Origin of the sequence: Alkalibacterium gilvum (assembly GCF_900109085.1) — a bacterium.
GTDB classification, from domain to species: Bacteria; Bacillota; Bacilli; order Lactobacillales; family Carnobacteriaceae_A; genus Alkalibacterium; species Alkalibacterium gilvum.
This window is the reverse complement of sequence record NZ_FNYW01000023.1, coordinates 20894-33437: the sequence shown is the minus strand read 5'-3', so window position 1 is coordinate 33437 and position 12544 is coordinate 20894. Positions and strand designations below refer to the sequence as shown.

The following is a 12544-nucleotide window of genomic DNA, read 5'->3' as shown; positions in this document are numbered from 1 at the left end:
TATTTCTGCACGTAAGAACGGAACGTTCCTTAAAGCATTAACGGATAAGTTGCCTGAGCTTTCAACGAAACTCCAGCCGGAGTTTAAAGGCGCAGTGAAGGCGGCTTTGAAAAAAGTTAAACCTCAAGCCTCGATTGGTGTTAAATTTGGAAGAATAGCTAATTATGGCTCTACATCAAGCCCCATGGGTCAATTACAAAAATTATTCAATTAAGCTCTCTTTCTCAATCGTTAAAGGCGCTCGCAGAGCGACGAAACGATTGAGAAAGAGTTAAATAAAATGAGTGTTAATTATTTCTAGAATAACTTTCCGACAATAACTTTACACATACTATAGTTAGGGAAGAGTTGCATTTTTGTTCGGGGTGTACTACAATTAATTAAAGTAGTACCTATATAAGAGTATTAAAAATGACCTAATGAAGAAGGTGTGTTAAATGAAGATTAAATTCGGGGATGAAATAGTCAACAATGGTAGGAAAAGAGGATCTGAAGTTATACGGGGTGTAGCTAGTGACCTAAATGAAGCTGAGTTCATAGTTAAGATAGATGATTTAATAGCAGCCAGGGGTATATCTCAACGTCAGTTATCCGATATGACCGGTATACAACTAAGCTACCTGTCTGATTTTATACTAGGAAAAACCACTACTATTAATAAGACCCACTTACTAGCGTTAATGACTGTGTTAAGAGTTAGCCATATAGAAGATATAGTAGAGATCAGGCTTCCTGAACATAAGGAAAAACAGTTTGAAATAGATAGGAAGGAATGGATAGACACTAAACAACTTCCTGATGCCGTTAGTAAGCTGTCTCATTTAGCTTTAGATATTAGGAATGGTACATTATAGAACATAAAAAGGGACTAGGTTAACTGCCTAGTCCTTTGCTGTGTATTAAATTATTCTTTAGGTTTAATGGAGTACTCTTGAATAAGTAGATCCAATTTCTTGCCTTTCTGTTTCTGGAATACTCTTACTACTTCATACCCGTCAACATGATCGTATCTAAACAGAACCATGTCACCTAAAATTTCATACTCTTTAAACTCTAAGTCATCTTCATCAAACACTGAAAGGATCTCCTTATAGTTGTTCTTCAAACCTTTTATGATCTCACGCTCTTCGTCACTGTAGAAGCTGATCCCTTCGTTATCTTCTTTTTCTTTATCCGTTAAATCAAAGTTGACCTGATACATTTCTGTTACCCCGTCATGCTCTACAGATCCTACAGCATAGTCATCAGTGCCTTCTGCTTTAAAGCTAAAGGTATGAGACACTTCCTCCAGTTTAATATCTTCAATAGTGATACCGTCTTTTTTATATTGCTCAACGGCTTCCTTAAGGATAATCTCTAGCTGTTCTTTTGCTGACTCTTCTTTATTGTTAACACTCGTTACAGTAATTTTCATAAATTCTTCTCCTCCGATTTCATTCCTTGATTACCTATAAAGGCTATGCTTATTACAAAAACTATAAATACGGCTATAACTAAGCCAACTGTTCCAAACAGGTATCCGATGAATAAGATCGGTCCACCTACAAAGAACAACATTACCAAAAATACAAACGTCTGAAATATCAATACTACTAGCCTTGCTATACTTTCCAATGGATCCATGGTTATTCCTCCTGCGTATTATTATCGTCCTCACAGGAAAGAAGGTACACGTCCCACGCTAGTGCTTCTATATTGTGGGTATTGCGTTCAATAGAGTACTCGTCATTCCATAAGGACTGATTTAATTTTTTAATATCTTTCTGTAATTTCATTATAGCATAGACGCAGTACAGTAGTACAGTAAAAGCTAGTACTAATAGCAAATAAACTGCCATTTATTATCCCCCTATTCCCACTCTTCTACTCTAGTTAAGCCGTAGCGTTCCTTCAAATATTCCTCAGCGTCTTCAACGGGTACAAATTCTCCTCCGATCATAAAGCCTTCTTCGTACCCGTATAACTCTAAATTATTCCAGTCATACCCGTAAATCTTTTCTTCAGGGGGGTCTATAGGTGCTTCGTCTCTCATCCTGCCACCTCTTCCGCAAACGTCCAAAATCTTTCGTCATAGTCTTTGATTTCTTTTTCGGTGAGTTCAAATTTAGGGGTGTCTCTACCGTCCTCATGTATGCTTAAAGCCGTTGTGCTTTTGTACGTCTGACTGTTAGCTCTTTCTAACAATGGAATGTCATTAGGATCCAAAACATAATACTTCTTCTCTTCCACCGTGTAGCCGTCCAACCATGCACGAGCCATGTAGTATCGGGTGGATTAGTCGTCCGTCTTCTGTGCTGCGCAATATGGAAACTCCCTTTAAATTCAGTAAAGGTATTAACTTCTTCCATAAATAAATCACCATAATGTTTGAATATTGGTTGGATGTTTTCTCTAATTGCCTCCATTCGTTCATTCAAGTCTTCAATATTAAAAAGGGCGAAATCAGTGTTTTGAAAACATTCCCTCATTCTCTTACCTTCTTTCGATTGAACTATTTATTTTTTGGTAACAATAAAATATTAATTAACTAACGAGATAAATTCCAAAACTGTCTCAGCTGATTTTTTTCCGACCTTCTCTATAAATTCGTCAAAGGAATCAGAAGCCTCTTCGTCTGACACGTCTGAAACAGCTCTTACAACAACAAAAGGTATATTGAACTGATAACACGTTTGCGCCACCGCTGCTCCTTCCATTTCAGTAACCAAAACATCTTCAAAACGTTCTCGTATCTCTGACACCTTCTTTTTATCACTTATAAATGAGTCTCCAGTCACTATCATTCCTTCTTTAATCGTCCATCTTTTCTTTAAAGCCGCTTCCTTGAATGTTTTTACGAGTGAAGGATCAGATAAATACGTCGCTGGCATTTGAGGTATTTGTCCAAAAGTATAGCCAAAAGCACGTGCATCAGCATCATTATAAGAAAGTTCGGTTGAGATTACTAAATCTTCGACAGCTAAGTCTTTCCCAATTCCTCCTGCGGAACCTGTATTTATAACAGCTTCCACATCAAAAACCTCAATTAATAATGTAGTCGCTAGCGTAGCATTGACTTTTCCGATTCCAGATTGCACAAGTACCACTTGAACATTTCCTATATTCCCTTCATAAAAATGCTGATTAGCTTTTGTTGTTTTTTTAAAATTCTTTAAATTATCAATAATTGTTTGTGCCTCTTGTTCCATAGCTGCAATAATACCTATTTTCATTAAAACGCCCTCTTCTTTATATGAAGAAAACATACGATAAGACAATTAGTAACAACAAAGCAACGATTATAATGGCTAGAGTCAATCGCTTTTCCACTAGACGATAGTTCGTCATTTCTTGTGATCGTTGTTTAGCCGTACGGCCTGTCTTGTTTAATGTTTTTTCATTTTTTTTATTTGCTCTTTTTCTTTTTCTACTTAGTACTTTTTTTTCTTTTTCTAAAATTTTATCTTCTTCTTTTTTTTCTACTCTAGATGACATGTTTATTCCCCTAGCTTTATCTCTAATTTTCTCATTTTCCAATAAAATAATGCAAAAACAGTTTTTGAATCTCTGAGTAACCCTTTGTTGTAGTAGTCCCAAGCTTCATCATACGTTGCTTTAATTACTTCAATATTCTCATCTTCATCCGGACTTAGTGGGTCTTCTATTTGAAATAAATCTGTGGCCTCATAAATCTCAAGAAACTCATCTGTAAAGCCTGGTGTGCTATAAAATGAAGTAACGAATTTCCAGCTTTTAGCATTATATCCTGTTTCTTCTTCTAATTCACGTTTCGCAGTTTCCATACTATTTTCATCTGTCTCATCTTTCAATCCAGCTGGAATTTCAATACTTAACTGATCAATTGCTTTTCGGTATTGTTTCACTAAGATAAGTTTATCATCATTGGTAAAGGGTAAAACTGCAGCCGCACCATCATGGCGAACAATTTCTCTTTTAGCCATTTTACCATCGGGTAGCTTCACATCATCAACTACATACTCGGTAACGTTCCCCTTATAAATCGTTTTACTTCTAATTGTCTCTTCATAAAATGTCATGGAGTCATCTCCTTTTTATATATTTTCATCATAACCTATTTAGTTAAATAATTCATCATGTATAAAATCCATCTAAGGTCCTATATAACTATCGGCATATTTTGTGATATTATAATTATAGAAGATTATTATCAAATGATTGAAACGGAGGATTAAAAATGAAACAATTAAACACGCGATTAAACCTAGTCTATGCGCTTATTTTGTTTATAATCATGACTATCTTTTTATTTATGGTGGGATTCGAAATAAATATTTTAGTATCCTTTTTATTAAGTATCGGTTTAGGCATGCTATTGCTTAATATAATGGGTAAGAATTTCCAAGGAGATTCTGATTCAAAACTTCCACGCCTTTCAAAAGAAAAAGAAGCCTTTTATTTATCAAAAGGACTTTCAAAAGAAGATATTGGATATTTTCGTCGTACAATGGCGCAGGCCCATAAGCAAATCATCGCTATAGATAAGAATATGCATCAGTCTGGAAAACTTAAAGCTATAGAAAATCGTAACAATACTGTAGCGTTGTCTAAAGAATTATTTAAAAATATTACCCAAGAACCAAATCGTCTACATGATGTTGATAAATTTCTTTATGTTCACTTACCGTCACTTGCTGATTTATCGGAAAAATATGTTGAAATTGAAGGGCATAAAGCTAAAAGTAAGACTACTTATGATATCCTTCAAAAATCTGCAGATACAATAGACAAAATGTCACAACAAATTGCTGAAGATTATGTTAGGTTCAAACAAGAGGACATAGAAGATATGTCAGTTGAACTAGAATCAGCTAAGCGGTCCTTTCACAAAGAAAATACAGATACAGATACAAACTCATTTGATAATACGATTTAACACAATACTAGTGAGTAAAACAAATTAATAAGAGGTGTGTATTATGCCAACCAATGATAGTGATAATATAGAGAGTAATAACAATTCAGAAATCGATGATTTATTAGCTAATCCTTTTGGAAAAAACGAACGAAGACAAGAGACAACTAAGCATGCAGTAACAAAGCAAGCTACATCTAAAAGAATTATTGATACATTAAGCGATCAGCGTAAAGAGCAGGCCTATGATTTAGCTAAACAAATTGATACATCTGATTCTGATTCCTTATTAAACTATGGCGCTCAGGCTCAACAAAAATTAGGTGAGTTCTCTCATAGTGTACTTAATCATGTACAAAACCAAGAAACAAATCATATTGGAGAAACACTTAATGATTTGATGTTTCGTTTAAATGAAACGGATCCAAATGAATTAAAGGCAGAGAATCAAAATATATTCAAAAAATTTTTCAAAAAAATTAACCGCTCAATTTATGAAACAACAGCTAAATATCAAAAAATTGGAGCACAAGTAGATAAAATTGCTGTTAAGTTAGATAAAGAACGTGCCCTTCTTTTAAAAGACAATGAAATGCTGAATGAATTATACGATAAAAACTACGAGTACTTCGAAGCCTTGAATGTATATATCGCTGCAGGTGAAGTAAAGCTGGAGGAAGTACAGAATAAAAGTATACCCAGAGCAATCGAACGGGCTGAATCTAGTAACAATCAAATGGAAGTTCAAAAAGTAAATGATTTAAATCAGTTTTTAAGTCGCCTTGATAAGCGTGTTTATGATTTAAAAACAGCTCGTCAGATGACAATTCAGCAAGCTCCACAAATTAGATTGATTCAGAATACAAATCAAGCTTTATCGGAAAAAATTCAAACATCCATAAACACTGCTATTCCATTATGGAAAAATCAAATTGTTGTAGCTCTAACTCTACTTCGCCAAAAAGAAGCTGTAACAGCGCAAAGACAAGTTTCAGAAACAACCAATGACTTACTGAAAAAGAATTCTGAGATGCTCAAACAATCCTCTATTGAAACAGCAAGAGAAAATGAGCGAAGTATTATTGATATAGAAACACTTGAAAAAACCCAATCTGATTTAATTGAAACACTAGAAGAAACATTATCCATTCAAAGAGATGGACACTCTAAGCGTAAAGAAGCTGAAGTTCAACTTACTCAGTTGGAAAGTAACTTACGAAATCAATTACTCAAGCTAACAGAGTTTAACGATACGAGTGAATGATTTCTATTAAAAGCAAAATATTTGAATAAAATGTGACAATTCCCTATAATTATATAGTAAGATACTCAATAAGAAGGAGAGATTTATATGTTAGGATTTATATGGTCACTTATTATCGGTGGTATTATTGGAGCAATTGGTCAAGCGATTGTTGGTACTGATGTTCCCGGTGGTATTATTGGTAATATCATTATAGGTTTCATCGGTGCATGGGCAGGTCAGTTCTTATTCCAATGGGGTCCTGAATTAGCTGATTTCTATATTATACCTGCTATTGTGGGATCAATTATTGTTGTCTTCTTATATGGACTTATTGCTAGTCGTTTATAAACATAACAAATAAAAACGGATATCTCTATAATAAGAGATATCCGTTTTTTAGTTAAATCTTTAGCGACATTCAACCTGCACCTTTGGATTCCATGGTAAATAAGCCTCCAAAGGTGTGTTTTGTCGGTTTGGTAGGTGAGTTAGTAAGTAATCAAGATACTTTCTCGGATGTAATCCGTTGGATTTCGCTGTTTCGACAAGACTTAAAATGGTCGCAACGGCATGTGCTCCCTCAAACGATTTAGAGAAAAGCCAGTTTTTTCTGCCCATTACAAGTGATTTGATGCCACGCTCGGCCAGATTATTGGAAAGTACAAGACGGCCGTTTTCAAGAACATTCATCATGCGTAGTTTTTGGTTCAGCGCATAATTGATTGCTGTGCCAAGTTTGCCATGTGCAGTGAGAGATTCACACCAGTCAAAAAATGCCTCAAACTTCGGCTTCATCAATAATAGGCGTTGATCATATCGTTCGCTAACAGATAGGACCTTTAAGGACTTATCCAAAGCAAACAATTCGTTACACAGCGTGACCCCTTTATGGGCGACACTTTTACTAGAATAGTTCTTAGGCCGTGCATCATAGAACTTTCGCCTGATATGCGCGAGACAAGCAATCATCGTCACCCCTGGAAGATTATTGTAACCAGAGAACCCATCACTATGTAAGTAGCCGGTATAATTCTCCAAAAAATCTCTAGGAACAGATCCACTACGTGATGGACCGAGTTTAAAGATATGTATGGCACGCTCGCTATACTTGCCTGTACTGAATAACCACATGTAAGACTTTTGTCGGTCTTTGTCATTCAACACTTTGAAGGTGGTTTCGTCAGCGTGAAGAACCTTCTGGTTCAATAGTTCTTGTCGCATTTCAGCTACTAGTTCTTCGAAGTAGTACTGGGATGTTTTAATATGCCAATTTGTATTGGTGTGACGGGGGATTGGATAACCTAAGAGATTCCAGTAAGATTCTTGTCTGTAGGCGGGTACTTTTTGTTCGAACTTCTGATACATTGTTTCTGCTATTAGTGAAGCAGAAGCAGCTGTATTATTCAGCGGTAATTTAGGAATCTCGGATTTTGCAAAAGGAGTTCGTGTTCCGCTTTTCTCGCAGTTCGCGCACGCATAGGTCTTTTGAAAATGTCTGTGATTTTCAACGCTCGCTGGAATAAATTTCACTTCCTGTCGGATCAACTGCGTTGACACTTCTTTCATTGTTTCTTTACAGGTTGGGCATGTACAGGATTCAATTTCATGTATATGATCGACCGTCGGAAGTGACGATAATTGTTTATCTTTTAACCCCTTACGTTTTTTGCGACGTTTAACAGTCGTTACAATGACTTCATCTTCGTCGCTTTGATTACCAGTCTGCTCTGGTTCGCTAAAAAGGCGATCATTAAAGAGGTTACCCTGGTTAGGATCATTTTTTAATGTTTCTTTCTTTAAACCGTACAATTTCTGTGTTAGAAATTCAATCTGTTCTTTTTGTAGAGAAAGCTCATCATCCTTATGAGCGATGGTCGTTTTTAGTTTTTCATTTTCTTCTAACAGCTGATCTAGCTTTTCAATGATTACATCAAACTGTTTTTCGCTCTTTTCAGACATGATTCTTTCTCCTCACATGAATAGTAATTAAATTTTACTATAATTGGAAAAAGAAAACGAGAGAGTCATTGGTTTTTTCATCAATTTCTCTCTCATTTCTCAGGCTATACTCCCTTTAACCGCAGGTTTGATGGAGACTTTTTGGTTTACTGATAAGCCTTCTAGTAACCATCGCAACTGTTGCGATGTTAACTTTTGAATCTCGTTCTGACTCCGTGGCCAATTCAATTTCCCATTCTCTAAACGTTTATATAAGAGAAGGAAGCCGTCGCCTTCCCAATAAAGAGCTTTAAATCGATCCTTCTTGCCCCCGCAAAAGAGAAAAAGAGCATCATTATAAACGTTCATATCATATTCCTCTGTAATTGTTGCAGCGAGTCCATCAATCTGACGTCGCATATCCGTTTTTCCACAAACAATGAAGATGTTTTCTACCTGAGTAAAGTCAACGAGTTTCATTGATAGACATCTCCGTGAGAAGAATTTTTAATGTTGATGCGTCAATCCCGTTATATATGAGCAGTTCTGTTTGATTTCTTTTTAAACGTGCAACCAATTTGTTTGGTAAGGATTGTGTTCCTCTTCGATTTTCTTTGTGATTGTTTTGTAACGTCACCGGAACGATATCCTGCTTATTTTTTTCCAAATTAAAAACCTCCTGTATACTTAAGATATCTCAAGTTTAACAGGAGGCCGCTAGGACTCACAGGTACCTAGCTATTCATCGCTTACTTTATTTGTTATTTACTTAATACCTCAGGATAATGCTTTTCACAAATATCATAACAACGTTGACATAAATGTTCATCTTCAGATAGCTTAACACTGTCCTCGGTTGTTATACGGCAACGTGTACAGATTTCTCCTGGCATTTTTTCAACAAGAATTGAAACATCTTCAAAATCTAAAATTCGTTGATTATCAGGTTTATCTTTCAAATCTTTTACATTTACTTCAGAAGCAATTAAAATTTGTCTGATATCACTATTCATATTACCTAATAGTTCTTTGATAGAATCTGAAGCATATATTGTTGTTTTAGCTTCAAAGTCTTTCCCTATAATTTTATTTTCTCGAGCAACCTCATTAGCCTTTAATACTTTATCACGTAGCGTCATGAATTGGCTCCATTGATTCATCAGTTTTTCAGAATCTTTATATTCTTGAACTTGTGGAAATTCAGATAACTGAACATAACTTTCTTCTTCTTCCAGATAATTCCAAATTTCTTCAGTCGTATGAGGAAGGATCGGAGTAAGCAGTTTAGTTAACTCTCTTGTTATATGATAAAAGACTGTTTGCATGGCGCGTCTATCATAGGCATCTGGTGCATCGATATAAAGAATATCTTTGGCAAAGTTTGCGTAAAAGTTAGAAACATCAAGCGTTAAGAAGTGATTAATCTCTTTAAATATATCTGAGAAATTATATCGTTCATAACCATCAGTAACATTTTCAACTGTTTGATTCAATTTATTCATCAAATATTGATCAACTGGTCTCAAACCTTCGTAAGCAATACCATTTTCCTCAATATTGAAATCTTCAGTATTTTGAATGAGGAATCGAAGTGTGTTTCTAATTTTTCTATAAACTTCAGATACCTGTTTTAGAATTTCCATGCTTACTCTTACATCAGCTTGTGTATCAACACTAGACACCCATAAACGAATAAGATCTGCACCCATCTGCTTGATTACTTTATTGGGATCAATAACATTTCCGACAGATTTACTCATTTTTTTACCTTTACCATCTAGAACCATACCTTGTGAGAGAACTGCTTTGTAAGGTGGCACACCGTTTATTGCTACAGAAGTAGTCAAACTTGAGTTGAACCATCCTCTATACTGGTCAGATCCTTCAAGATACATATCTGCTGGAAATTCAAGATTTTCTCTTTGACGAAGCACCGCCTGATGAGAAGACCCTGAATCGAACCAGACATCCATTATATCTGTTTCTTTTTCAAATTGTCCATTAGGGCTCGCTTCATGTTCAAAGCCTTCTGGCAATAAATCTTTGGCGTCTCTTTCAAACCAAACATTAGAACCATGTTCCGCAAACAATTTAGCGACATGTTCAGTTACCTCTGGAGTAATAATTGGTTCTCCGTTTTCTCCATAGAAAATTGGTAATGGAACGCCCCAAGCACGCTGTCTTGAAATGACCCAGTCTCCACGATCGCGAACCATATTATATATACGTTGCATACCCCAAGGCTGAAGCCAATCGACATCTTCTATAGAATCAAGTATATCTTGTCTAAAGTCTTTAATAGAAGCGAACCATTGTGGTGTTGCTCTAAAAATAACTGGTTTTTTTGTTCTCCAATCGTGTGGATAACTATGCGTGAAGAAGTCTAGTTTTAATAATGCGTTGTTCTCTTCAAGCCATTCTGTAATGGTTTTATTTGCTTTATCGTAAAATACACCTTCAAGGCCAGGTGCTTCATCAGTGAAACAGCCTTTCCCATCAACAGGAGATATCACTGGCAAGTCATAATTCTGACAAACAATATAGTCATCTTCACCATGTCCAGGGGCTGTATGAACTAATCCTGTACCATCTTCTAAAGTTACGTGATCACCAATAATCAAGAGTGAATCTCGATCATAAAATGGATGTTTGGCTTTAACACCTTCCAACTCTGCACCTGTAACTTCTTTCAAAAGAGTTACATTTTCCCATCCGAGTGTTTCTGCAACTTTTTCAACCAAATCAACAGCAACGACAAATTTTCTTCCATTTACTTCATAAACACCATATTTGGCATCTGGCTTAACTGCGATAGCTAAATTAGCCGGTAAAGTCCATGGTGTGGTGGTCCAAATAACAAAAGATGTTCCTTCATCCAGAACAGAGTTCCCTTCTCTTACATCAAATGCAACATATATATTTGGTGAACGGACATCGTGATACTCTATCTCGGCTTCAGCTAGTGCTGACTCACTTGAAGGTGACCAGTAAATTGGTTTAAGCCCTCTATAGATATAACCTTTTTCAGCCATTTTCCCAAATACACGAATTTGTTCAGATTCATATTCTTTATTTAAAGTTACGTAAGGATTATCCCATTCTCCAGAAACACCTAAGCGTTTAAAGTCTTCTCGTTGTTTATTTATTTGTTTCCATGCATAATCAGCACATAGTTTTCTAAACTCTGCAATTGACATCGACTTTCTATCTACGCCTGTATTCGTAAGTGCCTGTTCGATAGGAAGCCCATGTGTGTCCCACCCAGGAACGTAGGGTGCACGGTAACCAGACATTGATTTATACCTAACAATAATATCTTTTGAGATCTTATTTAAAGCGTGCCCGATATGAATATTACCATTCGCGTACGGAGGACCATCATGCAAAATAAAGGCTGGCTTATCTTTATTCAGTTCCTGTCTTTTATTATAAAGATCCTGTTCTTCCCACTCTTTCTGTCTGTCCACTTCTTTGTTTGGTAAATTTGCTCTCATAGGAAATTTAGTCTTTAACAAATTCAATGTTTCTTTCATTTCCATTTTTTCACCCTCGATATCATAAATTTTATAAAAAAAAGACCCCATCCAAAGGACGAAATCTTCGTGGTACCACCTTAATTTAAAAAGTATCATTACTTTTTCTCAAACCTTTAACGCAGGTATACGCAAATAACTACTTTATTCATTATTTGTTAATCTAAGTGATCAATTATAGTATCTACTTGTCAAACTCTCAGCACTATTTGACTCTCTGTTAAGTTTCCACTATAAAAGGTATCTTAAATTTATATCATTTTAAAATTATTCTGCTGCGGGAGAGACGTTATCCTCATAAGTTTTATCAGATGATGTAAGGTCTTCTTCAATGTTTAATGCCCCAGTTTCTTCATCTTTTTCATCCAATTCTTTTTTTACTTCTTTGATTGTTTCTATTTCAGCTTCATCTGAAAGTGGGGGCTGCAGGATATCGTCCCACTCTTCTTTTTTTACTAACTCCAATTGAGATTCTATCATTAATTGAAGTCTTTGTCTAAATATTCTACTTTGTTTTCTTAGTTCTTCTGTTTCCTGTTCGATTTTTCGTGCTTTACTCACTGCTTCTTTTAACAACTCATCTGCATTATTCTCAGCTTCATGCATCAAATTAGATGCTTTTGTATTAGCTTCTTTATCAATCATTTCAGCTTCTTTTTCAGCATTAAGTTTCAGCCTATCTGCTGCTTCTTGAGCTACTAAAATCGACTTATTCAAAGAGTCATGCATCTGATCATAATTTTTTAATTTTTCTTCAGAAATGTCTAATTTTTTTTCAGTTTCCTTTTTTTGCTTTAAAAGCATTTCGTAGTCTTTTATGATTTGATCAAAATAGTCATTAACTTCATCTTGATCATATCCTCTCATTCTCACTGGAAATTCCTTATTATGTATATCCATTGGTGTTAAAGCCATGGAAAACACCTCCATATATTTTTATTGAATTACCATTTA

Annotated in this window: 19 protein-coding genes; 5 read left to right on the top strand and 14 right to left on the bottom strand. The window is 35.5% G+C overall.

Annotated elements, in window-relative coordinates:
* The coding region (locus BMX83_RS10925; protein WP_177170530.1) for a hypothetical protein at nucleotides 1–214 on the top strand (214 nt) is incomplete at its 5' end.
* Between the two features lie 223 nt (nucleotides 215–437).
* On the top strand, nucleotides 438–854 hold the full coding sequence (locus BMX83_RS06800; RefSeq protein ID WP_091635121.1) for a helix-turn-helix domain-containing protein: 417 nt from the start codon (nucleotides 438–440) through the stop codon (nucleotides 852–854).
* 50 nt (nucleotides 855–904) lie between these two features.
* Here BMX83_RS06800 and BMX83_RS06795 read toward each other — a convergent pair whose 3' ends face one another.
* The 9 genes from BMX83_RS06795 to BMX83_RS06755 are packed head-to-tail and all read right to left on the bottom strand — an operon-like array spanning nucleotide 905 to nucleotide 4037.
* Nucleotides 905–1414, bottom strand: coding sequence for a hypothetical protein (locus BMX83_RS06795; RefSeq protein ID WP_091635118.1), 510 nt, complete (start codon nucleotides 1412–1414; stop codon nucleotides 905–907).
* Nucleotides 1411–1623, bottom strand: coding sequence for a hypothetical protein (locus BMX83_RS06790; protein ID WP_091635115.1), 213 nt, complete (start codon nucleotides 1621–1623; stop codon nucleotides 1411–1413). The genes BMX83_RS06795 and BMX83_RS06790 overlap by 4 nt, the downstream gene beginning before the upstream one ends.
* A 2-nt stretch (nucleotides 1624–1625) precedes the next feature.
* Nucleotides 1626–1838 (bottom strand): hypothetical protein, encoded by a 213-nt coding sequence (locus BMX83_RS06785; RefSeq protein ID WP_091635113.1) that lies wholly within the window; start codon nucleotides 1836–1838, stop codon nucleotides 1626–1628.
* A gap of 11 nt (nucleotides 1839–1849) precedes the next feature.
* On the bottom strand, nucleotides 1850–2032 hold the full coding sequence (locus BMX83_RS06780) for a hypothetical protein (RefSeq protein ID WP_091635110.1): 183 nt from the start codon (nucleotides 2030–2032) through the stop codon (nucleotides 1850–1852).
* Nucleotides 2029–2205 (bottom strand): DUF1642 domain-containing protein, encoded by a 177-nt coding sequence (locus BMX83_RS06775; RefSeq protein WP_245746645.1) that lies wholly within the window; start codon nucleotides 2203–2205, stop codon nucleotides 2029–2031. Before BMX83_RS06775 ends, BMX83_RS06780 begins: the two co-directional genes overlap by 4 nt.
* Nucleotides 2178–2468 carry a DUF1054 family protein gene (locus tag BMX83_RS06770; RefSeq protein WP_091635131.1) on the bottom strand — a complete coding sequence of 97 codons (291 nt, stop codon included), beginning with the start codon at nucleotides 2466–2468 and terminating at the stop codon, nucleotides 2178–2180. Before BMX83_RS06770 ends, BMX83_RS06775 begins: the two co-directional genes overlap by 28 nt.
* 51 nt (nucleotides 2469–2519) lie before the next feature.
* Complete coding sequence (locus BMX83_RS06765; protein ID WP_091635102.1) at nucleotides 2520–3212, bottom strand: 5'-methylthioadenosine/adenosylhomocysteine nucleosidase; 693 nt, start codon at nucleotides 3210–3212, stop codon at nucleotides 2520–2522.
* Between the two features lie 16 nt (nucleotides 3213–3228).
* A complete protein-coding gene (locus tag BMX83_RS06760; protein ID WP_091635098.1) occupies nucleotides 3229–3474 on the bottom strand; it encodes a hypothetical protein in 246 nt (81 codons plus the stop codon).
* Between the two features lie 2 nt (nucleotides 3475–3476).
* Complete coding sequence (locus tag BMX83_RS06755) at nucleotides 3477–4037, bottom strand: NUDIX hydrolase (RefSeq protein ID WP_091635093.1); 561 nt, start codon at nucleotides 4035–4037, stop codon at nucleotides 3477–3479.
* 158 nt (nucleotides 4038–4195) lie between these two features.
* Between BMX83_RS06755 and BMX83_RS06750 the strand changes: the two genes are divergently transcribed.
* The 3 genes from BMX83_RS06750 to BMX83_RS06740 all read left to right on the top strand — a co-directional run bounded on the left by BMX83_RS06750 (nucleotide 4196) and on the right by BMX83_RS06740 (nucleotide 6467).
* Nucleotides 4196–4894, top strand: a complete 699-nt coding sequence (locus BMX83_RS06750; protein WP_091635089.1) for a 5-bromo-4-chloroindolyl phosphate hydrolysis family protein — start codon at nucleotides 4196–4198, stop codon at nucleotides 4892–4894.
* Between the two features lie 43 nt (nucleotides 4895–4937).
* Complete coding sequence (locus tag BMX83_RS06745; RefSeq protein ID WP_091635083.1) at nucleotides 4938–6137, top strand: toxic anion resistance protein; 1200 nt, start codon at nucleotides 4938–4940, stop codon at nucleotides 6135–6137.
* Between the two features lie 87 nt (nucleotides 6138–6224).
* Nucleotides 6225–6467 carry a GlsB/YeaQ/YmgE family stress response membrane protein gene (locus tag BMX83_RS06740; protein WP_091635077.1) on the top strand — a complete coding sequence of 81 codons (243 nt, stop codon included), beginning with the start codon at nucleotides 6225–6227 and terminating at the stop codon, nucleotides 6465–6467.
* Between the two features lie 60 nt (nucleotides 6468–6527).
* Here BMX83_RS06740 and tnpC read toward each other — a convergent pair whose 3' ends face one another.
* From tnpC to BMX83_RS06715, 5 genes are all read right to left on the bottom strand, one after another.
* On the bottom strand, nucleotides 6528–8078 hold the full coding sequence (gene tnpC / locus BMX83_RS06735; protein ID WP_091635075.1) for an IS66 family transposase: 1551 nt from the start codon (nucleotides 8076–8078) through the stop codon (nucleotides 6528–6530).
* Nucleotides 8079–8177: 99 nt separating this feature from the next.
* On the bottom strand, nucleotides 8178–8537 hold the full coding sequence (tnpB, locus tag BMX83_RS06730) for an IS66 family insertion sequence element accessory protein TnpB (RefSeq protein ID WP_091635069.1): 360 nt from the start codon (nucleotides 8535–8537) through the stop codon (nucleotides 8178–8180).
* Complete coding sequence (locus BMX83_RS06725) at nucleotides 8524–8724, bottom strand: hypothetical protein (RefSeq protein WP_091635065.1); 201 nt, start codon at nucleotides 8722–8724, stop codon at nucleotides 8524–8526. Before BMX83_RS06725 ends, tnpB begins: the two co-directional genes overlap by 14 nt.
* A gap of 94 nt (nucleotides 8725–8818) precedes the next feature.
* Nucleotides 8819–11596 (bottom strand): isoleucine--tRNA ligase, encoded by a 2778-nt coding sequence (gene ileS / locus BMX83_RS06720; RefSeq protein WP_091635129.1) that lies wholly within the window; start codon nucleotides 11594–11596, stop codon nucleotides 8819–8821.
* 261 nt (nucleotides 11597–11857) lie between these two features.
* The gene (locus BMX83_RS06715) at nucleotides 11858–12505 is read right to left on the bottom strand and encodes a DivIVA domain-containing protein (protein WP_091635059.1); all 648 of its coding nucleotides are present in this window, start codon (nucleotides 12503–12505) and stop codon (nucleotides 11858–11860) included.
* Nucleotides 12506–12544: the final 39 nt, after the last annotated feature.